This is a genomic window from Brevibacillus sp. DP1.3A, assembly GCF_013284245.2.
GTDB lineage: Bacteria > Bacillota > Bacilli > Brevibacillales > Brevibacillaceae > Brevibacillus.
The window spans coordinates 3,827,548-3,852,058 of sequence record NZ_CP085876.1 but is presented as its reverse complement, the minus strand read 5'-3'; the positions used below and the strand labels follow the sequence as shown (position 1 = coordinate 3,852,058).

Sequence of the window (24,511 nt, the reverse complement as noted above, 5' to 3'; positions counted from 1 at the left end):
AATGGCGGTAGATCAATCAGTAAATGAGTTGTTTCGACCTCGAGCTCAAAAAGCAGATGGACAGATCGCCCAGATGCGACCGAGCCTGACTCATTTTCAACAAGTAACGAGAAAGCTCGTCAGAAACAAGCTGGCAATGGTGGGTTTGACCCTGATTGTTTTGCTGATGGCCATGGCAATAATTGGTCCACATCTCGTTTCGTACAGCTATTCCGATCAGAGTCTCTTGAATGCGAATCAGGAAATTTCGAGCGAGCATTGGTTCGGAACAGATGAGCTGGGTCGCGATATGTTTTCACGGACATGGTACGGAGCGCGGATTTCACTCATTATCGGAATATCGGCAGCGTTAATTGACTTGGTCATCGGAGTGACCGTCGGCGGTATTGCCGGATACATGGCCGGTCGAGGCAAAAAGGGAGACCGAATCGATACCATCATCATGCGATTGATAGAGGTATTGTATGGACTGCCGTATCTGCTCGTGGTGATCATGCTGATGGTTGTCATGGAGCCTGGAATTGTTACCATCATTATCGCGTTGTCCGCAACCGGTTGGGTAGGGATGGCTCGTCTCGTTCGGGGACAAATCCTGCAATTGAAAAACCAGGAGTTCATCATGGCTGCGCAAGTGCTGGGTGCCAAATTCCCTCGCATTTTGTTACGCCACCTGATTCCGAACACAATCGGAGTCATCATCGTGAACTTGACGTTTACCATTCCGTCGGCGATATTTGCAGAATCTTTCCTCAGTTTCTTGGGGCTGGGTGTGCAAGCGCCAATCGCTAGCTGGGGCACGATGACTAACGATGCACTCGGCGTCATTTTGACAGGGGATTGGTGGAGACTTTTCTTCCCGGCCTTGATGATTTCTTTGACGATGTTTGCCTTCAACGTCTTCGGTGATGGCTTGCAGGACGCATTGGACCCAAGAATTCGCGAGTAACCTCGCCACGAAGATAGGAGGATCAGACATGGCGGATCATTTGCTACAAGTAGAAAACCTCCGCGTACATTTCAAAACGTACGGTGGAGAGGTACAGGCTGTACGGGGAGTTACCTTTCATGTTGATCGTGGCGAGACGCTTGCGGTAGTGGGAGAGAGCGGCTGTGGGAAGAGTGTAACCGCCCAAGCGATCATGGGCTTGATCCCGAACCCGCCGGGAAGAATCGTGGATGGTCAGATTCGTTTTGACGGAAAAGTTATCACGGGGATGAGCAAGAAGGAATTGCTTTCGGTTCGTGGAGCTGAGATCGGGATGGTCTTCCAGGACCCGATGACGGCACTGAACCCGACGATGAAGGTCGGCGCCCAGATCGTCGAGGGATTTGTTCGTACCCATCAGGTCAGCAAAGAAGAGGCGCGTAAAAAAGCGATGGAGATGCTTCGACTGGTCGGTATCCCCGATCCGGAAAAACGGGTCGATCAATACCCGCATGAGTTTTCCGGGGGAATGCGGCAACGTGTCGTCATCGCGATTGCACTCGCCAATAATCCAAAGCTCGTCATTGCAGATGAACCGACGACAGCATTGGATGTAACGATTCAAGCACAAATCTTGGACTTGCTCCGAGAATTACAGGAAAAGCAGCAACTCTCCATCGTGATGATTACGCATGACTTGGGTGTCGTAGCCGAAATCGCGCACCGGGCCGTGGTTATGTATGCAGGAATTGTGGTGGAAACAGGCAAGGTAGAGGACATTTTCGCAAATCCGAAGCATCCGTACACATGGGGCTTGATGCGCTCTCTGCCGCGGATCGATGGTGTGGAAAAGGAACGACTGGTACCGATTGAAGGAACGCCGCCAGATTTATTCCACCCGCCAAAAGGTTGTCCGTTCGCTCCGCGTTGTCAGTTTGCGATGGAAATATGCGAGCAGCAAATGCCGGACGCTTCCACATTCACCGAGGGTCACCAAGCGGCATGCTGGCTACACGATCCACGGGCACCGAAGCTGGAAGAATTGGTGGCAGCAGGGAGGCAGACGTAGATGAGCCAAGCGTTGGTTGAAGTCAAAAATCTAAAAAAGCATTTTGAGATCGGTAATGGGATTACGCTTAAGGCAGTCGACGGCGTGACCTTCACGATTAATCGCGGCGAGACGCTCGGACTAGTAGGCGAGAGCGGCTGCGGAAAGTCGACGTTGGGCAGAACGATGATTCGCCTCTACGAAAATACAGATGGAGAAGTTTTGTTCAAGGGAAAAAATGCACACCGCTTAAAAGGGAAAGATGCAGAGCAGTTCCACCGCGACGTCCAAATGATTTTTCAAGACCCGCAAGCAAGTCTGAATCCGCGCATGACAGTCATGGACATTATTGCGGAGGGCTTGGATATTCATGGCTTGTCTCGTGGTGCAAGAGCGGATCGGGTCAAAGAATTGCTTGAGCTCGTTGGTTTGTCTAAGGAACATGCGAACCGATTCCCTCATGAATTCAGCGGAGGCCAAAGGCAGCGGATCGGGATTGCCCGGGCACTTGCGGTCGAACCGGAATTTATCATCGCGGATGAACCGATTTCAGCGCTTGATGTGTCGATTCAAGCGCAGGTCGTGAATCTATTAGAAGACTTACAGCAGGACAGGGGGCTGACTTACTTGTTTATTGCCCACGATCTGTCCATGGTGAAGCATATTTCCACTCGAATCGGAGTGATGTACCTCGGCAAAATGGTAGAAATGGCAAACAGCTTCGAGCTATACGCAAAGCCACTTCATCCATATACACAAGCGTTGCTGTCCTCCATTCCGATTCCTGATCCGACAATCAAGCGGGAGCGCATCATTTTGCAGGGCGATTTGCCGAGTCCTGCCAACGCTCCGAGCGGTTGTGTGTTCCGAACAAGATGCCCAAAGGCCATGGAGCAATGCGCGGCACAGATTCCTGAATGGCAGGAAGCCGCACCAAACCATTGGGTCGCTTGTCATCTCTATCAGTAGTTCGATTTTTTATCTTAAAATATAGGGGGAAACAACGTGAAGAAATTAGCTGCCTTTGCCCTGTCGCTCTCGCTCGTCATTCCGGCTCTAGCTGGTTGCGGCGGTAGTGGCGAGTCAACATCGACTGGAGGTACCACTACCCCAGGCGCTGCTGCCAAACAAGAAGTTGTGTTCAATTCCAAGTCCGAGCCACCAGATTTGAACCCACTCACGTCAACGGATACGACGTCCTTCTGGATCATGGATCACTTGGGGGAAGGTCTGTACACCAAGGACAAGGATGGCAATCCAATCTTGGGAGTAGCGAAGGAAGTGAAGCTGTCGGATGACAAGCTGAAGTATACGTTCATTTTGCGCGATGATGCGAAGTGGACCAATGGTGAGCCGGTTACCGCAGAGGATTTTGCCTACACGTATATGAAGCATCTTGATCCGGCAACAGCTTCGACCTCTGCTTATCTGCTCTACTACATCAAAGGTGGAGAAGCGTACAATAAGGGTACTGGAAAAGCAGAAGATGTAGGCATCAAGGCAGTCGATGCAAAAACGCTCGAAATCGAGCTGGTCGCACCTACCTCGTACTTTGACAAAATGCTGGCTACCCGTTACTGGCACCCAATCAACAAGAAGCAAGCAGAAGCGAATCCAAAATGGGCAGCAGATGCAGACAGCTACATCTCCAACGGCGCTTACAAGCTCGTTTCCTGGAAGCATGACTCCGAGCTCGTAATTGAAAAGAACGAGCATTATTGGAACAAAGCTGACGTAAAAATGGATAAGATCACATGGAAAATGGTGAATGACGCCACGACTGCCTATCAGATGTACAAGAGTGGCGAGCTCGACTTTAACAAAGAGATGCCGTCTGACATCCTCGCGCAAGAAAAATCGAGCCCAGATTTCAAATCTGTTCCTTACTATGGTACGTACATGTACATGTTTAACGTAACGAAAGAACCGTTTACGAATAAAAAGGTCCGTAAAGCTTTCGCAATGTCGCTCGACCGTAAAGCGCTGTCCGAAATGGTAAGCCAAGGCGGAGAGACACCAGCCTACTCCATGGTACCTCGCGGAGCGGTACAACCAAACGGAAAAGACTTCCGCGAAGAGGGCGGAGACTACTTCAAAGAAGACTACGAAGCGGCGAAGAAGTTGCTGGCTGAAGGTATGCAAGAAGAAGGCTGGTCCACACTGCCAGATGTTACACTCATGTACAACACCGATGAAAGCCACAAGAAAATAGCGCAAGCGATCCAAGAAATGCTCAAGAAAAACTTGGGCGTAGAAGTGAAAATGACAAACCAAGAGTGGAAAGTGTATCTGGATACAACGAAACAAAAGAACTATCAAATGGGCCGTATGGGCTGGGTAGGTCAAATCAACGACCCTGCGTTTAACCTTGACTACTATTTGGGTGAAAGCCCGAACAACCGTACTGGTTGGGTGAACAAAGAGTATGATCAGTTGAATATGGCGGCAAAAGTTGAGCAAGACCCGAACAAGCGTATGGAACTGCTTCACCAGGCAGAAGCCATTTTGATGGATGAAATGCCGTTCATTCCAGTTTACCACTACCAGCAAAACTATTTGGTGAAACCGAATCTGGAAGGTCTCAATTTCCCAGTCAACGCGTTCCCAAGCGCTCGCTGGGCAACCAAAAAATAGAAAAAAAGAGGAGCTTCTCCTCTTTTTTCTCTTTACATACTCCAAGGAACATCTAGCAAAGCAGGAAAGGATGATTTCTCGTGATTTTGGACTATCTGCAAGTGAAATCCGCGTATCAATTGAAGGTGGTACCGCAGCGTAGAGAGATTACCTTTTTAACGAAGCTGACAGGTATCGCGCAGTTGTGGCGCTGGAATGAAGATTCCAACCGCTCGGAGCAAGTGACCTTTTTGCCTGATCGTGTGGTAGCAGTTGACCATTCCCCGTGCGGAACGAAAACGATTGTCGGTATGGACAACAAGGGAGACGAGCGGCAGCAGTTCTTTTTGCTAACGGAAAAAGGTGCAGTTGTGAAGCCGCTGACAGATGCTCCTGATTATTTTCACTATTTGGGAGGCTGGTCTTTGTGTGGGCAAAAGATCGCGTGGTCCAGCAATCGTCGCAATCCGCGCAGCTTTGATATTTTTGTGCAGGATGTCGAGAGTGGTGCGTATGAGGAAGTCTTCCGCTATGATGGGCGCACAGATCCAATCGGTTGGCTGCCAGACGGGACAGGACTCATTTTCAGCGTGCAGGAGACCAACATTGACAATTGCCTGTATATGTTGAATCTACAAACGAAGGAAGCACAAAAGCTCGCCATTTGCAGCAAACATGCGCGCTACCATTCCTTGGTACTGTCTAAAGACGGCCAAACGGGATATCTCGTAACCGACCGCGATGAGAACACGAAAGCGTTGTGCCGCTTTTCACTGCGTACAGGAGAGCTGGACAAACTGGTGCACGACCCAAAATGGGACATCGAGGAGGCCAAATTATCTCCCGACGAGACGCTTCTTGCCTTCACGATCAATGAAGGAGGCTATTCCGTTCTTGCTCTCTATTCCTTGACAGAGCAACGCTGGGAGCGGGTGGAGGAAGCACCACGTGGAGTGATCTCTTCCTTGGCCTGGGTGAGTGATGATCAGCTCGCTTTTACGCTGAAAAGCCCTACACTTCCAGGAGACATCTGGACATATACCATTTCGGAGCAAACCAGCCGACGTATGACGAACATTGGTCAATCCGATGCTCTCGAAGATAAACTCATCGAGCCGGAATTGTGCACGTTTCGCTCTTTTGATGGCTTGGAAGTGCCGTATTTCCTCTATGCCAAAGATACATCCGAGAATGCCGAGAAAAAACCAGTCGTCGTCTACGTCCATGGCGGGCCAGAGAGCCAAATTCGACCGGAGTATCATCCTGTTTTTCAGTTTTTGGCGAACGAAGGCTTTACGGTGGTAGCACCGAATGTTCGCGGCAGCATGGGCTACGGTCGGGAATATGTCCAGCTCGATGATCGACGCAAGCGTATGGATTCTGTAGCAGATTTGGCTTGGCTGGTCAAAGATTTAGGCAACCGTCCAAGCGTTGACCCGAATGCGATCGGTATCATGGGCCGCAGCTACGGAGGATTCATGACATTGGCTGCGCTTACGCATTACCCTGACCTGTGGGCCGCAGGTGTTGATATTGTGGGGATTTCCCACTTCAAAACCTTTCTAGAGAACACCGGGGCATGGAGACGGAGATTGCGTGAGGTGGAGTATGGGTTCCTCGGCGAAGACGATGACTTTTTTGAAGAAATTGCTCCTTTGAATCATTCCCATAAGATCACGGCTCCGCTTCTCGTATTCCACGGGCGCAATGATACGCGTGTTCCTGTCAGCGAAGCAGAACAGCTCGTAGCGGACATGCAAGGCAGGGGGCAAGAAGTCGATTTGCACATTTTTGAGGATGAAGGTCACTTTACCGAAAAGCTGGACAATCACATCACGTTGAATCAAAAGATTTCCCAGTTCTTTTTGGAGCAACTTGCATCCACCAATAAAATCGAGGAGTGATTAGGATGACGCAAGCAAAAAGAGGCATAACGGCTGAAGATTTGTATCAAATGCGGTACGCGAGCGATCCACAGCTATCACCAGACGGAAAAACGCTTGCCTATGTGGAAAATCAAATCGATGAGTCCCACGCATACCAAAATCACTTATTTTTACGCAGATTGGATGCGGATGATCCACAGCCATTGACGTCTGGCTCCCGCGACACCTTTCCGCGCTGGTCACCGGATGGTTCAAAGATTAGCTTTGTTTCGAATCGATCTGGAAAACCACAGATTTGGCTGATCGATGCAAACGGAGGCGAAGCAAGGCAGCTCACACGTTGCAAAAACGGCGTCAGCAATCCGACTTGGTCACCTGACGGCCAATACATTGTCTTCTCGTCGATCTTGGATGAGGGTGAAACATTCGCAGACCTCGAGGGAACTGAGGAGAAAGAAAATCCCAAAGCCATTCAAGTCGGAAGAATGAAGTACAAATCCGATGATCTTGGGTTCATTTACGAGAAAAACAAGCAGCTGGCCATTGTTCATGTAGAAACAGGCGAGGTTACTCCACTCAGCGATGGCCCGTACAATCATACAATTGGGTCCTGGTCGCCGGACGGAAAATGGCTCGCCGTTACTGCGAACCGAGCAGAAGACCCTGATTTTCAGCATAGTGTTGACGTTTTTCTCATCCCTTCTGAAGGGGGAGAATGGAAAAAGCTGACCAACAGCAAAGGGATTTTTGCCTATCCAACCTGGTCACACGACGGTAAGAAGCTAGCGTATATCGGAAGTGAATTGGACACGCATTTGTACGCAGCACAGAAGCGCATCTGGGTATATGATTTTGAAAAGGGCAACTATACTTGCATCACAGATGATTGGGACGTTCAGGTGGGCGATTCCACCATCGGGGACATGCGCTCGCCAGGTCACCCGAATCCAGGCGCTGTATGGACAGCAGATGGAAGAGGTATGTATTTCATTGCAAGTGAGAGAGGAAATTCCGGCATTTATCACGTAACGCTGGACGGACAAGTCACGAATGTTGTAGCGGGCAATCGGAATATTTACGGCTTTTCGCTGCATGAAAACGAACAAACGGTGGTTGTTGCCATCAGTGACCCGTTTACGCCGGGCGACTTGTATCAAGTGTGCCTGAAAGACAGAGGAGAAAAACGTCTAACATCGCTGAACGAAGAGCTATTTGCTGGCATTGAGCTCCCTGTTCCAGAAGAAATGGAGTTTGTCGCGAAGGATGGCTGGAAGCTGCACGGTTGGATGCTCAAGCCTGTCGGTTTTGAAGAAGGAAAAAAATATCCGATGGTTCTGCAAATTCATGGCGGGCCTCACTCTATGTACGGAAATACGTTTTTCCACGAGTTCCAGCTGCTCGCTGCAAAAGGCTACGCCGTACTCTATACAAATCCGAGAGGGAGCTTTGGCTACGGAGAGCGTTTTGTTCAGGCTTGCTGCGGTGACTATGGAGGAAACGATTATAGCGATTTGATGACGGCCGTGCAATATGCATGCGATCAATTCGATTTTGTCGATGAGGATCGCTTGGGTGTCGCAGGCGGCAGCTACGGTGGCTTTATGACGAACTGGATCGTCGGTAAAACCAATCGATTCAAAGCGGGTGTAACAGATCGGAGTATTTGCAACTGGGTAAGCTTTTACGGTGTCAGTGATATCGGTTATTTCTTTACTGCCGAAGAGATTCAGGCAAATCCATTCACGAATCCGGAAAAAATGTGGCAGCATTCACCAATTCGCTTGGTAGAGAACATCGAGACGCCCCTGCTGATCATGCATGGAGAACATGACTACCGTTGCCCGATCGAACAGGCCGAGCAGCTTTATGTAACATTGAAGCATCAAGGTAAGGCCCCGGTGTCATTTGTCCGTTTCCCGGGTGCCAGTCATGAACTATCCCGCAGTGGTGATCCTCGGCAACGCGTGTTGAGACTGCAATATACGACGGATTGGTTTGACAGCTATTTGACTTTAGACAAGAAAGTAAAAATAGCGGAATAATCGTAAACCAGTCAAACACGTTATTCTGTGTTTTGACTGGTTATTTCTATGTCCATTTTAGAAAGGGATTACTTGAATGATATAAATAACAAGCGAGCATAATATGGAAAAAGAAACCACAAAGGAGTGTTTCCTTTGATTCAACTAGAGGAGATTGACAGACAACTCCGAGAACTGAGTGAAACACAAGATTTTGAAATACAGCATCTTACTAATGGTGACCTTTCCATAGCATTATACTTTTATTCATCTTTGATTAATTCGAAGCTGATTCAGGAACGTATTTCGGAACCTTTCTCGACTTGTCATTCGTATAGTGAAATGAAAAACATCTTAGATGCGGAGCTTTTTTGTGAGCAGGTTCTAGACGAAAAGGAAGTGATACCGAAGCTTCTAGAGGGTTATTCTTTAATCACTATAAATGATACGTTTTATTCCTTTTACTCGTCCAAGGTCATCAACGACAAAGTAGATTACGCTAAAAATGAAGCTTCTGTACAAGGGCCACCATTTGCGTTAACAGAAGATAGCTATGCAAACATCAACCTAATACGAAGACGTTATGCTTCCTCCAATCTAATGGTGAAGGAAAAAGAGGTTGGAAAAAAACCAAAAACAAAATTGTATGTTTTGTATGACAAGCATGTCGTGAAAGAAACAGTTTTGCAGGAGCTGTTACAAAAGATTGACGATATTCAAGATGAGTTTATTCAAGCTTCTGGACAGCTTGAGAATTTATTGTCTCAAAAGAAATTTAACTTTGTACCTTTGATGCTCGTCTCAGAAAGACCCGATCGAATTGTCTTCAGTCTCTCACAAGGAAAGATTGTCATTTTGGTCAATGGATCACCTTTTGCGTTAATAGCTCCCGCTGTATTTTACGATTTTATGTCTGCGATGGACGATCGGTATCAAACGTATTGGATAGGGATAGGTCTGGTCATCCTTCGCTATATTTCATTATTCCTCACCATATGTCTCCCTGCGATTTACATAGCAGTCATTTCTCATAATCCAGAGATCTTCCAAGTACAATTCGCATTGTCAATCGCAGGGAGCCGCGCTCCAGTCCCATATTCCTCATTCGTCGAAGTTCTATTTATGCTTTTCCTGATTGAGGTGCTAATCGAAGCCAGTATTCGTTTGCCAAAGTATATTGGTTCAACGGCTACAACGGTGGGTGGATTAATTTTAGGACAAGCAGCGCAGGAAGCAGGACTGGTCAGCTCTGTCATGATCATTATTACATCAACTGTCGCGATTGCTAATTTTGTCGTGCCGATCAACGAGATGAGCTTTGCAATCAGGCTGGTAAAGTATCCATTAATCGTGTTTGCTACTTTATTCGGTATCCTGGGACTCATTTCAGGTGCTTTTTGTTTCTTGGTGTATTTAGTCAATCTGAGAAGCTATGGTGAACCCTTTTTTCGACTCCAATTCGGTAAGCATGCATCAACCAATTCGAAAAAGAGGATCTCTGGATGATGAATCGTTACTATTTTTATCCATTTATTTTATGTATGCTGGTAAATACCATTTTTTATGTACCTGTAATGTTAGTGGAGTATCGATTTCAAGGTGCATGGCTAGCGATCCTCTTCGCGATTGTGTTTGGATCGACACTGGCTTATTTGTTTACCAGGACAATGCGTCAGTTCCCAGGTCAGGGGTTACCTGAAATTTTTGAACAACGATTACCTGTGATGCTAAGCTCCGTAATTAGCTTCACTCTGGGACTCCTTTGGATAGTGGCTGGAGGGGTGGTTCTAATTGCATTTTCATATATTGCCAAAATGTTTCTGAATCCATCTATTCCCATTGAACAGCTCCTTTTCTGTTTAATTATCGTGAGCTGTTATGCAGCTACTCGCTCGACGGCAGCGATCAATTATTTATCCGAGATTATTCTGATATTCATTCTTCCAATCGTCGTTTTCATCTTATTTAAAGCACTCCAAAGTGAAACGTTTGAGTGGAATGCGATTATGGTCACGACGGAGTACATCTTCGAGATCCCTTCTTGGAATACACTAGCAACAGCGATGTTTTGCTTTACAGGATATATGACACTGATTGTGTTAAACAGGTTTTTTACTTGGAGAATATCACTAACCCATTTTTGGTTAGTACCGGTTACAGGGGCGATCACATTGGTGAGCACCTTCCTTATTCCGATTGGTATTCATGGTACGCAGGCTGTAGAAAATTACCTTTACCTTTGGGTGAATACAGTTGACTCGCTTCGAATGGAATTTGGATTTATTGAACGAGTCGTCTTCTATTATTTAATGGTTTACGTTGCGGTTACTCTCTTGTTTATCTCGATGAGCTGGCATATTGGTACAGAGTTAGTCGGTAGTATTTTTCGTGACCAATCCAAACGATATCGATGGATCATTGTTGGAGTCGTGGGTATCGCAACTTGGTGGTATGGGCGTTTGACAAATGAAAAGCAGCTGATTATGGTAGCGGAGCAGTGGTTTATGGTTCGGTTTATGATGGAGCTCTTGTTGGTTCTTCTGATGCTTTTGATAGGAAGGAGGAAACAGTAACATGCTTAGAAGGCTAGGTGTGCTTTTCGTTTTGCTTTTGTTTGGGCTGAGTGGATGTGGATTCAAAGATATAGATAAACGATTTTTTGTAGTAGCGATAGGAATCGATCAAGGTAAAGAAAAGCTGTACAAGGTCTCATTAAAACTGGCGATTCCCACACATCGAATAGAGCCGGGGCATGCTGCGTTTCAAATCATTTCACAGGAAGCTGACACCATTTCTGAGGCGTTAGAACTCATGAATTCCAACGTGGACAAAGAACTTGATTTGGGGCATTCAAAGATTTTTATTATCGGAAGGAATCTAGCGAATGATGAGATCCTCACAACAACAGATTGGATATTTAGAGGGAGTGAAGTGCAGAGAATTGAGTATATGGCACTTGCGAATCCGTCAGCAGAAGAGATATTAGAAGCAAGTCCCAGATCTGAACGTGTTCCAGCAGACTCTCTTATTCTAAGCTTTGGACATGAGAAAATAGGATCGTCTTTAGCTGTAACAGAGTATTTATATGACTTTTACAATAGAATGTTCGAGTTGGGAAAAGACCCTTTTTTGCCTATTGTTTCAAAAAAAGGAAAGTCATTCGAAGTGAATCAAGTGGCTTTGTTCAACAAGAAAGAATTAAAGATGGTCATTCAACCAGGGCAAACAGAATTGTTTAGCCAGCTTGTTCGAAAACCATCTAATTTTGTAGTCAGCGTAAAAAAAGATCATCTTCGATACTCACTATTGATTCAAAGCTTTACATATCGCTATCAGATTCAGACCCCCAAACAGCAACCGCCAATTCTGCAAATGGACATTAAAGTAAGAGGGCGAATTCAGGAAGCTAATCAAGCTTTATTTGATAAGAATTGGGGAGAATTAGAAAGGATTGCGGAGAAGAATATTGAAAATCGGTACAAGAACCTGTTGGAGAGTATACAGAAGCATCAAATTGATCCGATTGGATTCGGACTACATTATATGGCTAGAAATCATTATGGCAAGAAGGAGTGGGAGTTGTGGCAGGAAATATACTCTAAAATGAGGTTTAACATTACAGTTGATTTGGAGATTGAAAGCACGGGAATCATTAAATGATGAGTGGCATACAAAACCTTGATTGAAACAGAAAATCGAGGTTTTGTAAAAAATCATGGATTATCGAAATAATTCGAAACGTATTCTTTGATCCTAAAAGGAAAAGCGGAGCCAAATTCAGATAAAAGGAAGGAGATTTATCACTCTTTACAGAAGATTTGGAATCAGGAAGTTCCAATCATCTCGCTTTAATCGGATAACGATTTCTCTGCGATATCGAAAAAGGTAATGCATGGAGAGCTACAAATGTTCGGATTCCATCATCAATTGGAAAAATGGTCAGTAGGAGGAGCGCAATAATGAACAAAGAACAAGTCGTAGGCATTGTGCAAGAAAACTTGCCACAAGCAATCGAGAAGCTGAAGCAATATTTGAGATTTCCTACCGTATCCGCACAGCATAAAGCCATCCCAGAGACGGTTGAATACGTGGTCAAGATGATTCATGAGGTTGGCGGAGAGACAAAGGTACTCGACAATCTTGGCGGCAATCCAGTCGTGTATGCGTTTTTTGCTGCAGGCAGTGAAGGAGACGCCAGCAAAACGATCCTGTTTTACGATCACTATGATGTTCAACCACCTGAGCCGTTTCATGAGTGGAACACGGAGCCGTTTGACCCGACGATAATCGATGGAAAGCTGTATGCCCGTGGTGCTGCCGACAATAAAGGTGACCTCGTAGCGCGTCTGACGGCGATTCACATTTTGCAGCAGCAAGCAGGCGGTTTGCCTTGCAACATCAAGTTCCTGATCGAAGGAGAAGAAGAGATCGGCAGCCCGAATCTGGAGCCATATCTTCGAGAGTACAAGGATCTTTTCCAAGCGGATGCCTGCATTTGGGAATTCGGTGGAAAGGACGAAAATGAGCGAATCAGCATGGTTGCCGGGATCAAAGGAATGGCGTACCTAGAGCTGACATGCGTTGGGGCAGATATCGACATGCACTCCTCTGTCGGTGCGTATGTAGACAATGCAGCGTGGCGCTTGGTACAGGCATTAGCGACGATGAAAAATCAGCAAAACGAGATTTTGGTCGAAGGCTTCTTCAAGGGGATCGAGGAACCAACAGCGGATGAAAAGAAAGTCGTTTCTGAATTGCCGTTCAGTGAAGAGGCGACAGTAGCGCTATACGGTTTGAAACGCCCACTGATTACCGCGGCAAACAATGTGGACCCACGAGAAGCCATGGTTTTTCATCCGACCATGACCATTTGTGGTCTGGATAGCGGCTATACAGGAGAGGGCGCGAAGACTGTTCTGCCGAAAAGCGCGAAGGCCAAGTTGGATTGCCGCCTTGTCCCAGGACAAGATCCACAGCACATCATGAATTGCATCGAGAATCATTTGGAGAAGCATGGTTTTACGGATATTACCGTCACCATGATCAACGGGCAAAAAGCGTATCGCTCCGATTTCCACCATCCATTTGTTGCTCACGTACTGGATTCAGCACGCGTCATTTACGATCATGAGCCAGTGCTTTCTCCAAACGCGGCAGGCACGGGTCCGATGTATATTTTCGGTGAGCAGCTGAAGCTTCCGGTTGTCAGTACAGGGGTAGGCTGGGTTGGCTGCAAAGTACATGCGCCGAACGAATCCATCCGTTTGAAAGACTTCGAGGAAGGAATTGCCCATATGGTTGTCATGCTCTCTGGATTTGCCAAAGCGCTGTCAGAGTAGCAACATACGAATGAAGGATCAGGCAATTCGATAGCGAAAAGGGGGACCTTTCGTGTAAAAAGGTCTCCTTTCCTTTTTGGAACCCTCTCGCAGCACTTCCAGAGTGGACTTTGCTTTTGTAAACCATGTACAATCGTAAAAGATAGTGTACATACTTTTACAGGAGGCGAAATGCGTGAACAGCGATACACATCCATTCGAAATCGCAACCTTTGCAGGCGGATGCTTCTGGTGCATGGTCAGTCCGTTTGACAAGATGCCAGGCATTGAAAAAGTCGTCTCCGGCTATACAGGCGGTCATGTCGAAAACCCAACCTATGAACAGGTATGCTCTGATACGACGGGGCATTATGAAGCCATCCAAATCACATATGATCCGTCTCTCATCTCCTACGAGGAATTGCTGCAAATGTTCTGGAGACAAATCGACCCGACTGACGCAGGTGGTCAATTCGGTGATCGAGGTCAATCGTATGCGCCCGCGATCTTCTATCATAATGAAGAGCAAGAAAGTCTTGCGCTGAAATCCAAGCAAGAGCTAGATGCGAGCGGTCGTTTCCAAAAGCCCATTGCAACGCTGATTTTGCCAGCCAAGCCGTTCTATCCGGCAGAGGAATATCATCAGGACTACTATAAGAAAAATTCGGTTCGCTACCAATACTACCGGGCGGCATCAGGCAGAGCGAAATTCACCAAGGAAGCATGGCGCGACCGTACGAAGCAAGAAGAATTGAAAAAAATCTTGACCCCGCTCCAGTACGAGGTGACGCAAAATAACGGGACAGAACGTCCATTTACGAACGAATTCTGGGATCACAAGGAAGAGGGCATCTACGTAGACATCGTCTCCAACGAGCCTTTGTTCAGTTCCTTGGACAAGTTCGATTCCGGCTGCGGGTGGCCATCCTTTACCAAGCCATTGCAAGAGGAAACCGTAACCGAGCATGTGGATTTGACACATAATATGATTCGTACAGAGGTTCGTAGCAAAGAAGCAGATTCTCATCTCGGCCACGTTTTCGAGGACGGTCCTGGAGAAAATGGATTGCGCTACTGCATCAATTCAGCCGCATTGCGCTTCATTCCGAAAGGTCGTTTGGAGGAAGAAGGCTTCGGGGAGTATAAACGATTATTTGAAAAAGAATAGAGTGTGGACCGCTACTCTCCGGGAAACATGGGAGAAGGGCGGTCTTTTTGCTAAACATACAACTAGGTAAACAGAAGAGCATGCAGGGAGGGTCCAATGTACACGCAGAAATCCTTTCACAGACTAATTGGACTGTTACTCGCAGCAATCATCGCCATATCAGCCTGTTCTTTCGGTCAGGAGCCGCCCCACAACAATCAAATCGTACCGACACCCCAAAACGTTGCTGAGGGTGGGACGTTAATCATTGCGCGTATGTCGGATGCCGCAAATCTCGATCCCCATTTTATTTTGACGATTAATGAGGCGAGTGTCGTCCAAGGAAAAGTGTATGAAGGGCTCGTTAAACGAGATAGGAACATGAACATTCAGCCACAGCTGGCAACGGCATGGAAACAAATCGACGATCTTACTTGGGAGTTTACTCTCCGACAAGGTGTTGTTTTTCACGATGGGACTCCCTTTCATGCACAGGCGGTCAAGAAAACATTTGATCGTGTATTAGATCCAGCGGTGGCTTCTCCACGGGCAGCCATGTTCGAAAAAGTAAAACAGGTAAGGGTCATCGACCCGTACAGAGTACAATTCATTCTTCATAAGCCATTTGCTCCTTTGCTTTCTATTTTGGCCAGTCACGAGGGGAGCATCATCAGCCCCACTGCGATCGATAAATACGGGCGGGAATTATCGCATCACCCGGTTGGTACTGGCCCTTATCAGTTCCAATCATGGGAGCCTGGCAGTCGAATTACCTTGAGCAAAAACCAGTCCTATTGGGGCGAGGCTGCTACGCTTGATCAAGTCGTCTTCAAGGTTGTTCCAGATGATGCGGCTCGCATTGCGATGGTCGAGAATGGAGAAGCACATATTGCCGAGTCCATCCCTGTCATGGAGCTGGATCGAATTCAAGCCTCCAACCAGATGCGTGTGTACCGCAGTGATGCGCTCGGGACGGAGTTTATCGGGTTTAATGTATCACGTCCACCACTGAATGATATCCGTGTGAGGAAAGCCATCAGTATGGCGATCGAGACGGGAGCGATCATTAAAGGGGTGTATAACAACGTGGGAACGAAGGCGAACTCACCTATTGGACCACATGTGTTCGGCTACAGTCCGACTGTGAAAAGCTACCCGTACGACATCAACCAAGCGCGTCGGTTGCTCGCAGAGGCGGGCTATCCAGATGGTTTTCCTATTCAAATGATTACCTACAACAGACGGGATCGAATCTTGGTTGCCCAAGTGATACGGTCGCAATTAAAAGGGATCGGCATCGACGCGGAGCTAAAAGTCGTCAGCTACGATGAGTTTGTCCGAACCATTGAGAAAACGAAGGATCATGAGATTTTTGTCAGTGGCTGGGCAAATGCAACCGGGGATGCCGACTACAATCAATACAATTTATTTCATACATCGGGTGGCGGGGCTGGCAACAGTTTTCAATACAGCAATCCCGAGCTGGATCGTCTCATCGAGGCTGGTCGTATCGAAACAGATCCTGCCAAAAGACTTTCTATCTACGCAAAAGCACAAGAAGTGGAGCTGCAAGATGCTTTGGTCGTGCCGATTCGCAATCTGGAGAATTTGGCTGTGATTAGCAACCATATTCAGGGCTTCTCCATCAGTCCAGCGGGTTACTTAAATATCGAACAGGTCGTGATTTCTCGATAAATCATGTAACGAAACGCCGGTCAATTATGTCATAATAGGTACGTACTTTTATTACCTACATAATTGGATCAGCTCCAAAACGAAAGGAACGTTACAATGAGAAGTTTTCGACACCGACTTTTGCATCCGCTTGTACTCGTAACGGCAATGACATTTGTGTTGTCTGGATGTAACAGTACAGCTGCTCCACAAGAACCACAGACACCATCATCCGTGGAGACGCCAACTCCTCCAAAGAAAGAAGAAGAGAAGCCAAAGGAGGAGAACACGCCTCCACCGGCTGAAACACCAAAGCAAGAACAACCGGAGCAACCCCAGAAAGCGAAGCCAACGGAAACGAAGCCGGCAGAAAAGCCACCAGCGGGTCAGCCACCTGAGCTGTCGTTCCCGGACATCGAGGTCGTGGGTGAGCCTGAGAGTGTTGCTGTACTGGTGAACAAACAACGCAAGCTTCCAGAGAACTATCAGCCAAATGATCTAGTGTTTCCAAACGTTCCTTACTTGCTCCCGGAAAAGAGCGAGAAACGCAAAATGCGCAAAGAAGCAGCTGGTGCGCTTGAGCAGTTATTTGCGGCAGCTCAGGCTGACGGTGTCCAGTTAGCTGGCGTATCTGCCTATCGCTCCCACGCCTACCAGAAAGCGCTGTTTAATCGCTATGTAAAAAAAGACGGCGTAGAGAAGGCACGGACTTACAGTGCCGTTCCTGGGACGAGTGAGCATGAGACGGGACTCGCGATTGACGTCTCCGGTAAGGATGGCAAATGCGCAGCAACGAGTTGCTTTGCCGGAACCAAAGAAGCGAAGTGGCTGGATGAAAACGTCGAGAAGTTTGGATTTATCATTCGCTACCCAGAGGGAAAAGACGCGATTACTGGCTATATTTATGAGCCGTGGCATTTGCGTTATGTAGGGGCCGAGATCGCACAAGAAATCGGAGAAAAAGGGATTACGCTCGAAGAATATTCAGGTGCCGTTCCTGTTTCCACACCAACGAATTAAGGAAGAAACGCCGATCTCTCACCGAAGAGAATCGGCGTTTTTGCTATGTAGTTATGCTATAATGTTCACGGGTGAAGATAATGGTCGAAAAATCAATCAGAGAACGTATTATTGAAACATCCATGCGCTTGTTTGAAGCAAATGGCTACCACAAAGTGACTGTGGATCAAATTGTGAAAGAAAGCGGAACGTCGAAGGGAGGATTTTATCACAACTTCAAATCAAAAGATGAACTCCTCTACATCATTCATGATCAATTTATTACGTATGTGCTGGAAAAAGCGGAGGAAGCTTACGAGAAGTGGGATACCCCGACAGAACGTCTGCAAGCAATCGTAAAATCCTTTGTTATGATGATTGATCTGTACCGCTCGCAGGTTACGATTTTTTATCAGGAGAGTTTGTTTTTAGCTCCGGAGTACTACACGGATATTGAAACGAAACGGGATCGCTATAAAAAAATCATGTTCACCGTCATTTCGGACGGGATCGAATCGGATGAGTTCCGCCCGGAGCTGCCTGTGCCGATTGTGTCCATGGCTATCTTTGGCATGGTGAACTGGATTTACAAATGGTATCAAAAGTCAGGGACGTACTCGATCGAGCAAATCGCGGATATTTATGCAGATATGGTTCTTCATTCCGTTTTGAAATCAGGATCGATGGAAAACCCGGCATTTCAACGTTTTTTCCTGCAATCACAAGAAAATCCCTTCAAGCCATTGTAGGGGTGCTAACAAGGATCATGCGGCTACACTCAAGCTTTTCGATAGGAGACAGGGGCATAGTCGCTTGATGGTCCCTTATTAAATACCTTGATCAGACCAACTAGTTGGTCTGTACTAGTATTCTGACATTTGTTATAATATCGAAAAGACCAACTGGTCGGTCTTGCGCAATCACTTAAGACCAACTAGTCGGTTCGTGAGGTTGTGCCAGTCAGATTCGGGAATTGGGGAGGAATAGTCGTGCTTACCATTTACGAATTACGAGAACTTGTGAAGCTATTGGAGCAGACGGACATAGAATCTTTTGAGGTAAATGATGAAGATTCTTCTTTGCGTATCAAACGAAGAAATGGGAATCAAGTCACAGCCGTACATCAGACCCCCGTACAAAGCAAAAGCGCACCAATCGTGACGGCGGCACCCGTTATTCCTTTGCCTAAAAAAGAAACGATTGAGCGTCCAGTCGAAAAAGTCCCTGTGGAAGTCCCTCAGAAATCGGGGGAAGTGACGCAAAACTTGTACAAAATCTCTTCACCCATGGTCGGAACCTTCTATGCAGCACCGGCAGTTGACGCAGCACCATACGTATCCGTAAACGATCGGGTAGAGCCAACTACCATTGTCTGTATTGTCGAGGCCATGAAGCTGTTTAACGAGATTGAAGCAGAAGTAAAAGGAGAGATTGTCCAAGTCTTGGTGGAAAACGGTCAGTTAGTCGAGCATGGACAGCCGTTATTCCTGGTGAAGCAAGCGTAATGGAGCAGCTTTTAAGGGGAGGACTGGAAGAGTGAGCAAACATACATGGTTCAAGGAATTCTCCGTTCCCACGTACGAGCAATGGCGGGAAGCGGCAGAAAAATCGCTAAAGGGTGCATCCTTTGATGCCAAGCTACTGACGTATTCGTACGAGGGGATTGTTCGCCAGCCAATCTATCGGCACGAAGATGTCGAAACATTGCCGCATCTGGAAGCGCTACCAGGAGAGGCGCCTTTTCATAGAGGGAATCAGCAACCTGACGAGCAAAAGGAACACAAATGGCATGTCTGTCAGGAAATCATCGCAACGAGTGCCAAGGCTTTCAATCAGGCAGCCGTAGACGATTTAGAGCGCGGGCAAACGATGCTGCATCTGCTGGTGGATCAAGCGGCATTGGCTGGACTTGATCCGGACGAGGCATTGCCAGATACGATTGGTCACAAAGGCGTATCTGTTTTTTGCCGAGAGGATGTAGAGCAGGCATTCCAAGGGGTAAAGCTTTCAGAGGTCCCTCTTTACGTGAACACAGGAGCGCTAGGCTTGCCCATTCTTTCACTCATCTTGGCACATGTTGAAGCGACAGGCCAGCAAGTCTCCGAACTTCACGGTTGCATCGGGCAAGACCCTGTAGCGGTTCTGCTCACAGAGGGCAAGCTCCCTTGTTCCTTGCAGACAGCTTATAACGCCATGGCAAGCATGACGAAATGGGCAAAAGATCATGCGCCAGCGCTGAAAACGATCCTGGTTCAAAGCAATCCTTATCAGGATGGCGGCGGAAATGCCGTAACGGAGCTGGCTTTTTCACTGGCCACAGGGGTCGACTATTTGCAAGCGATGCTTGAGCGGGGGCTGTCCATAGAGGATATCGCACCACGAATGCAGTTCTCATACTCGATTGGCTCAGATGTCTTCATGGAAATCGCGAAGCTGCGTGCTGCAAGAATGCTCTGGTCAAACATCGTGGCGGCCTACGGCGGATCAACGGAAGCCCAAAAGATGACGATTCACGCCAGAACTTCGGCCTGGACGAAGACGATTTACGATCCGTATGTCAACATGCTGCGTTCCACGACAGAAGCGTTCTCAGCCGTTATTGGTGGTGCAGACAGTCTGCATGTATCCGCATTTGACGAAGCGATCCGCCCTGCCAATGAGTTTTCAAGAAGAATTGCCAGAAATACGCAAATTATTTTGCAAGAAGAAGCGCATTTGGCAAAAGTGATCGATCCTGCGGGAGGTTCTTGGTACGTAGAATGGCTCACAGATGCATTAGCGAAAAAAGCATGGGAATTGTTCCAGCAGGTAGAAGCGCAAGGTGGCATACTGAGCGCATTAGAAGCAGGCTTCCCACAAGGCTTGATCGCCCAGATCGCGGAACAAAAAGCAACGAGCATCGATACGCGTAAAAACCGTTTGGTTGGGACCAACATGTATCCCAATACGGCTGAACAGCCACTGCAGGCCGAGAGTCTTCCGAGCATTCACGAAGAGCGAGCAGCGGAAGCACGATCCCTTCGATTGAAACAAAACGCGACTCTCGTCTCCGTATCGCTCGATGAGTTGGCGAAACATACTGATGAGTTCGTGCCACATGCAGTAAAAGCAGTGCTTCATGGAGCGACTGTGGGGGATATCGCCAAAGCCATGAAACGTGAAGATTCAGTGGAGACAATCATCCAGCCACTCCGTATTCACCGGGCATCCGAACGCTTTGAAACCTTGAGAATACAGGCTGATGATTTTTTGAAAACAACAGGCAAAAGACCGACCGTGTTCTTGGCGACGATGGGGCCAGTGGCAAAGCATAAGGCCCGAGCAGATTTCGCGTCAGAGTTTTTTGCAGTTGGCGGCTTTGATGTATGGCGCAAGCAAGCATTCTCTACTACCGTAGAGGCGGCTGAAGCTGCGGTCGCATCGGGTGCGTTGATCACGGTCATTTGTTCAGACGATGCTAGTTATCCAGAGCATGTTCCACCTTTGGCGCAAGCAATCAAGCAACGTGTACCTCAGATGACGGTTCTGTTGGCTGGCTTGCCTGACGCAGAGCAGATGGCGACTTATAAGGCGGCAGGTGTAGATGATTGCATCCACATGCGTTCCAATTGCTACGAGATGCTACGAGAACTTCAGGAGCGGATAGGAGTGAGCTCATAATGAAGCGACCTGATTTTTCAAAAATGGCTTATCAGTCCAAAAGAGATGTGTCTGATTTGTTTCCCCAACTGGGTGCAAACCCACAAGGAAAGGAGCAAATGTGGCAGACGCTGGAGCAGATCCCTGTAAAACCTCTTTACACAATGGAAGATGTGGAGGGCATGGATCACCTCGGCTACATGCCTGGTTTGCCCCCGTATACGCGCGGACCGTATCCGACGATGTACGTGACACAGCCGTGGACGGTTCGCCAATATGCCGGATTTTCTACGGCGGAAGAGAGTAACGCTTTTTACCGACGGAATTTGGCTGCGGGACAAAAAGGGCTGTCGATTGCCTTCGACCTCGCGACGCATCGCGGCTATGACTCGGATCATCCCCGGGTAGTCGGTGATGTCGGGAAAGCAGGCGTGGCAGTTGACTCCATTCTCGATATGAAAATTTTGTTCGATGGTATCCCTCTCGATAAAATGTCTGTCTCCATGACGATGAACGGAGCCGTTTTGCCTATTATGGCGTTCTATATCGTGGCAGCCGAAGAGCAAGGGGTATCGCAGTCGGAGCTTACCGGAACGATCCAAAATGACATTTTGAAGGAATACATGGTTCGGAATACTTACATTTATCCGCCAGAAGCGTCGATGAAGATCATTTCCGATATTTTTGCCTACACCTCCAAGCACATGCCCAAATTCAACAGTATCAGTATTTCAGGCTACCACTTGCAAGAAGCGGGTGCGACCGCGGATATTGAATTGGCCTACACGTTGGCAGATGGCTTGGAATACGTTCGTACTGGCCTTGCAGCTGGCATCGACATCGATGCGTTTGCGCCACGACTGTCGTTTTTCTGGGCGATTGGCATGAATTACTTCATGGAAGTGGCGAAAATGCGTGCAGGCCGCCTGATTTGGGCCAATCTGATCAAGCAGTTCCATCCGAAAAACGAAAAGTCGATGGCACTGCGGACGCATTCGCAAACGTCCGGATGGAGTTTGACGGAGCAGGACCCGTATAACAACGTGGTGCGGACGTGCATCGAGGCCATGGCCGCGGCTCTGGGGCATACCCAATCTCTTCATACGAACGCACTGGATGAAGCGATTGCGTTGCCGACCGATTTTTCTGCCAGAATCGCGCGAAATACGCAGTTGTTTTTACAGGACGAAACAGAGATAACCAAGGTCGTCGATCCGTGGGCAGGCTCTTATTACGTCGAGTCCTTGACTGCGCAGCTCGTGGAAAAAGCGTGGGCGCACATCGAAGAGGTCGAAGCACTTGGCGGTATGGCAAAAGCAATTGAGACAGGATTGCCGAAAATGAAGATCGAGGAAGCGGCTGCACGCCGTCAGGCACATATCGATTCGGCGAAGGAAGCCATTATTGGCGTGAATAAATACCGTCTGGATAAGGAAGATCCGCTGGAAATCCTCGAAGTCGACAACACAGTTGTCCGCGAAGCGCAAATCAGACGTTTGCAGGAGCTGCGCAATAACCGGGATGAGGCGAGAGTGCAAGCAACGCTACAAGCCATTACGGAATGCGCGAAAACGGGCGAAGGCAATCTGTTGGAGCTGGCCATTGAAGCGGCGCGAGCAAGAGCTTCTTTGGGCGAAATATCGGATGCCTATGAAAAGGTTGTGGGTAGACACAAGGCAGTCATTCGCTCCATTAGCGGCGTCTACAGTTCCGAATACGCAGATGCGGATGAGGTAGCGGCTGTGCGCAAGATGGCAGACGAATTCGAGCAGTGGGAAGGCAGACGTCCCCGTATTATGATCGCGAAAATGGGTCAAGACGGACATGACAGGGGCGCGAAAGTGATTGCCACCGCTTTTGCCGATTTGGGATTTGACGTCGATATCGGTCCATTGTTCCAGACACCTGAGGAAACAGCGAAACAAGCAATAGAAAATGACGTGCACGTGATCGGCTTCAGCTCGCTTGCGGCAGGACATAAAACATTGCTGCCACAACTGGTGGAAGAGCTCAAGAAGCTGGGACGCGAGGATATTGTCGTCGTCATAGGTGGTGTGATACCGGCGCAGGATTACGCCTTTTTGCGAGAGCATGGTGCCGCAGCTATCTTTGGGCCAGGAACAGTCATTCCTGTAGCAGCCCAGCACGTTCTGCAAGAGATCGTGTATCGCCTGGAGGCTGCTGGACAATGACCGGGGGCAAGGCTGACAAGAATTTCTTGAACGTTTCCTCCAAGGCGCGCCTCCCACGCTTATCGGTGGAGCAATACATCACAGGTGTACGGGAAAATAACCGAACCGTTTTGGCGCAGGCAATCACGCTGGTCGAGAGCAATGCTCCCGCTCATATGGATATGGCTCAAGAGGTGATCAAACAGCTTCTTCCTCATACAGGTCAATCCGTACGCATAGGGATATCCGGTGTGCCAGGTGCGGGCAAGAGCACGTTCATTGAAGCATTCGGCAGTATGCTTTGTGAAAAAGGTCATCGAGTCGCTGTTTTGGCCGTTGATCCGAGTAGTACGGTTACTCGCGGGAGCATTCTCGGCGATAAGACGCGGATGGAGCTCTTGTCACGCAATCCACAGGCGTTCATCCGACCTTCTGCCACGGGTGGCACACTAGGCGGAGTCAATCGGAAGACGCGGGAAACGATGCTGATCTGTGAGGCAGCAGGCTATGATGTGATTTTGGTCGAGACGGTTGGAGTCGGACAGAGTGAGACGACAGTCAGGTCCATGGTCGATTTCTTTTTACTGCTGATGCTGACAGGAGCGGGCGATGAACTGCAAGGAATCAAAAAAGGCATCATGGAAATTGCGGATGCGCTTCTGATCAACAAAGCCGATGGTGAAAACCGCACGCGTGCCTTGATCGCCAAAGGTGAATACAATCGTGTTCTACATTATTTGCAGCCGGCAACCACTGGCTGGGAGACGAAGGCATACATGTGTTCTTCGCTGACAGGGGAAGGCATTGAAGATATTTGGGAGGTCATCGGTCAATTTCGTGAAACCACCATCCAATCAGGCGGCTTCGAGTCAAGACGCAAAGCGCAGCTACTCGATTGGATGCACAGTATGGCTCAGGACTACTTGCGCGCAACCTTTTTTGGCAATCAGCAAGTAGCCGAGCTGCTTCCTGCCATTGAGGGGGCCGTTGCGAGTGGCGAGATTTCACCGACAAGCGCCGTACAGCAATTAGTGGCGATCTATGAGAATGCGATCATGAAAAAGGAATAG

Annotated in this window: 18 protein-coding genes; all 18 read left to right on the top strand. The window is 48.0% G+C overall.

Features of this window, described 5'->3' with window-relative positions:
* The first annotated feature begins 1 nt into the window (after window position 1).
* Entirely contained in the window at window positions 2-946 is a 945-nt protein-coding gene (locus HP399_RS17330) for an ABC transporter permease (RefSeq protein WP_007726457.1), read from the top strand.
* A 28-nt stretch (window positions 947-974) separates the two neighbouring features.
* The gene (locus HP399_RS17325) at window positions 975-1,994 is read left to right on the top strand and encodes an ABC transporter ATP-binding protein (protein WP_144615850.1); all 1,020 of its coding nucleotides are present in this window, start codon (window positions 975-977) and stop codon (window positions 1,992-1,994) included.
* Window positions 1,995-2,942, top strand: a complete 948-nt coding sequence (locus HP399_RS17320) for an ABC transporter ATP-binding protein (RefSeq protein ID WP_144615848.1) — start codon at window positions 1,995-1,997, stop codon at window positions 2,940-2,942.
* Between the two features lie 36 nt (window positions 2,943-2,978).
* Window positions 2,979-4,607: a peptide ABC transporter substrate-binding protein gene (locus tag HP399_RS17315; RefSeq protein ID WP_173617777.1), complete on the top strand. Its 1,629-nt coding sequence runs from the start codon at window positions 2,979-2,981 to the stop codon at window positions 4,605-4,607.
* An 80-nt stretch (window positions 4,608-4,687) separates the two neighbouring features.
* Entirely contained in the window at window positions 4,688-6,490 is a 1,803-nt protein-coding gene (locus tag HP399_RS17310; RefSeq protein ID WP_173617776.1) for a S9 family peptidase, read from the top strand.
* A gap of 5 nt (window positions 6,491-6,495) precedes the next feature.
* On the top strand, window positions 6,496-8,514 hold the full coding sequence (locus HP399_RS17305) for a S9 family peptidase (protein WP_173617775.1): 2,019 nt from the start codon (window positions 6,496-6,498) through the stop codon (window positions 8,512-8,514).
* 135 nt (window positions 8,515-8,649) lie between these two features.
* Entirely contained in the window at window positions 8,650-9,999 is a 1,350-nt protein-coding gene (locus HP399_RS17300; RefSeq protein ID WP_173617774.1) for a spore germination protein, read from the top strand.
* On the top strand, window positions 9,996-11,066 hold the full coding sequence (locus HP399_RS17295) for a GerAB/ArcD/ProY family transporter (protein WP_173617773.1): 1,071 nt from the start codon (window positions 9,996-9,998) through the stop codon (window positions 11,064-11,066). Before HP399_RS17300 ends, HP399_RS17295 begins: the two co-directional genes overlap by 4 nt.
* Window position 11,067: 1 nt before the next feature.
* Window positions 11,068-12,153 carry a Ger(x)C family spore germination protein gene (locus tag HP399_RS17290; protein WP_173617772.1) on the top strand — a complete coding sequence of 362 codons (1,086 nt, stop codon included), beginning with the start codon at window positions 11,068-11,070 and terminating at the stop codon, window positions 12,151-12,153.
* A gap of 299 nt (window positions 12,154-12,452) precedes the next feature.
* Window positions 12,453-13,832, top strand: coding sequence for a M20/M25/M40 family metallo-hydrolase (locus HP399_RS17285; RefSeq protein ID WP_173617771.1), 1,380 nt, complete (start codon window positions 12,453-12,455; stop codon window positions 13,830-13,832).
* 175 nt (window positions 13,833-14,007) lie between these two features.
* Window positions 14,008-14,979: a peptide-methionine (R)-S-oxide reductase MsrB gene (gene msrB / locus HP399_RS17280; protein WP_173617770.1), complete on the top strand. Its 972-nt coding sequence runs from the start codon at window positions 14,008-14,010 to the stop codon at window positions 14,977-14,979.
* A gap of 96 nt (window positions 14,980-15,075) precedes the next feature.
* The gene (locus tag HP399_RS17275) at window positions 15,076-16,653 is read left to right on the top strand and encodes a glutathione ABC transporter substrate-binding protein (protein ID WP_173617769.1); all 1,578 of its coding nucleotides are present in this window, start codon (window positions 15,076-15,078) and stop codon (window positions 16,651-16,653) included.
* A gap of 96 nt (window positions 16,654-16,749) precedes the next feature.
* Complete coding sequence (locus HP399_RS17270; RefSeq protein ID WP_173617768.1) at window positions 16,750-17,652, top strand: M15 family metallopeptidase; 903 nt, start codon at window positions 16,750-16,752, stop codon at window positions 17,650-17,652.
* A gap of 80 nt (window positions 17,653-17,732) precedes the next feature.
* Window positions 17,733-18,380 carry a TetR/AcrR family transcriptional regulator gene (locus HP399_RS17265; protein WP_173617767.1) on the top strand — a complete coding sequence of 216 codons (648 nt, stop codon included), beginning with the start codon at window positions 17,733-17,735 and terminating at the stop codon, window positions 18,378-18,380.
* Window positions 18,381-18,620: 240 nt separating this feature from the next.
* Window positions 18,621-19,136, top strand: a complete 516-nt coding sequence (accB, locus tag HP399_RS17260) for an acetyl-CoA carboxylase biotin carboxyl carrier protein (RefSeq protein ID WP_173617766.1) — start codon at window positions 18,621-18,623, stop codon at window positions 19,134-19,136.
* Window positions 19,137-19,167: 31 nt separating this feature from the next.
* Complete coding sequence (locus HP399_RS17255; protein ID WP_173617765.1) at window positions 19,168-21,291, top strand: methylmalonyl-CoA mutase family protein; 2,124 nt, start codon at window positions 19,168-19,170, stop codon at window positions 21,289-21,291.
* Entirely contained in the window at window positions 21,291-23,462 is a 2,172-nt protein-coding gene (scpA, locus tag HP399_RS17250; RefSeq protein WP_173617764.1) for a methylmalonyl-CoA mutase, read from the top strand. Before HP399_RS17255 ends, scpA begins: the two co-directional genes overlap by 1 nt.
* A complete protein-coding gene (gene meaB, locus HP399_RS17245) occupies window positions 23,459-24,511 on the top strand; it encodes a methylmalonyl Co-A mutase-associated GTPase MeaB (RefSeq protein WP_173617763.1) in 1,053 nt (350 codons plus the stop codon). Before scpA ends, meaB begins: the two co-directional genes overlap by 4 nt.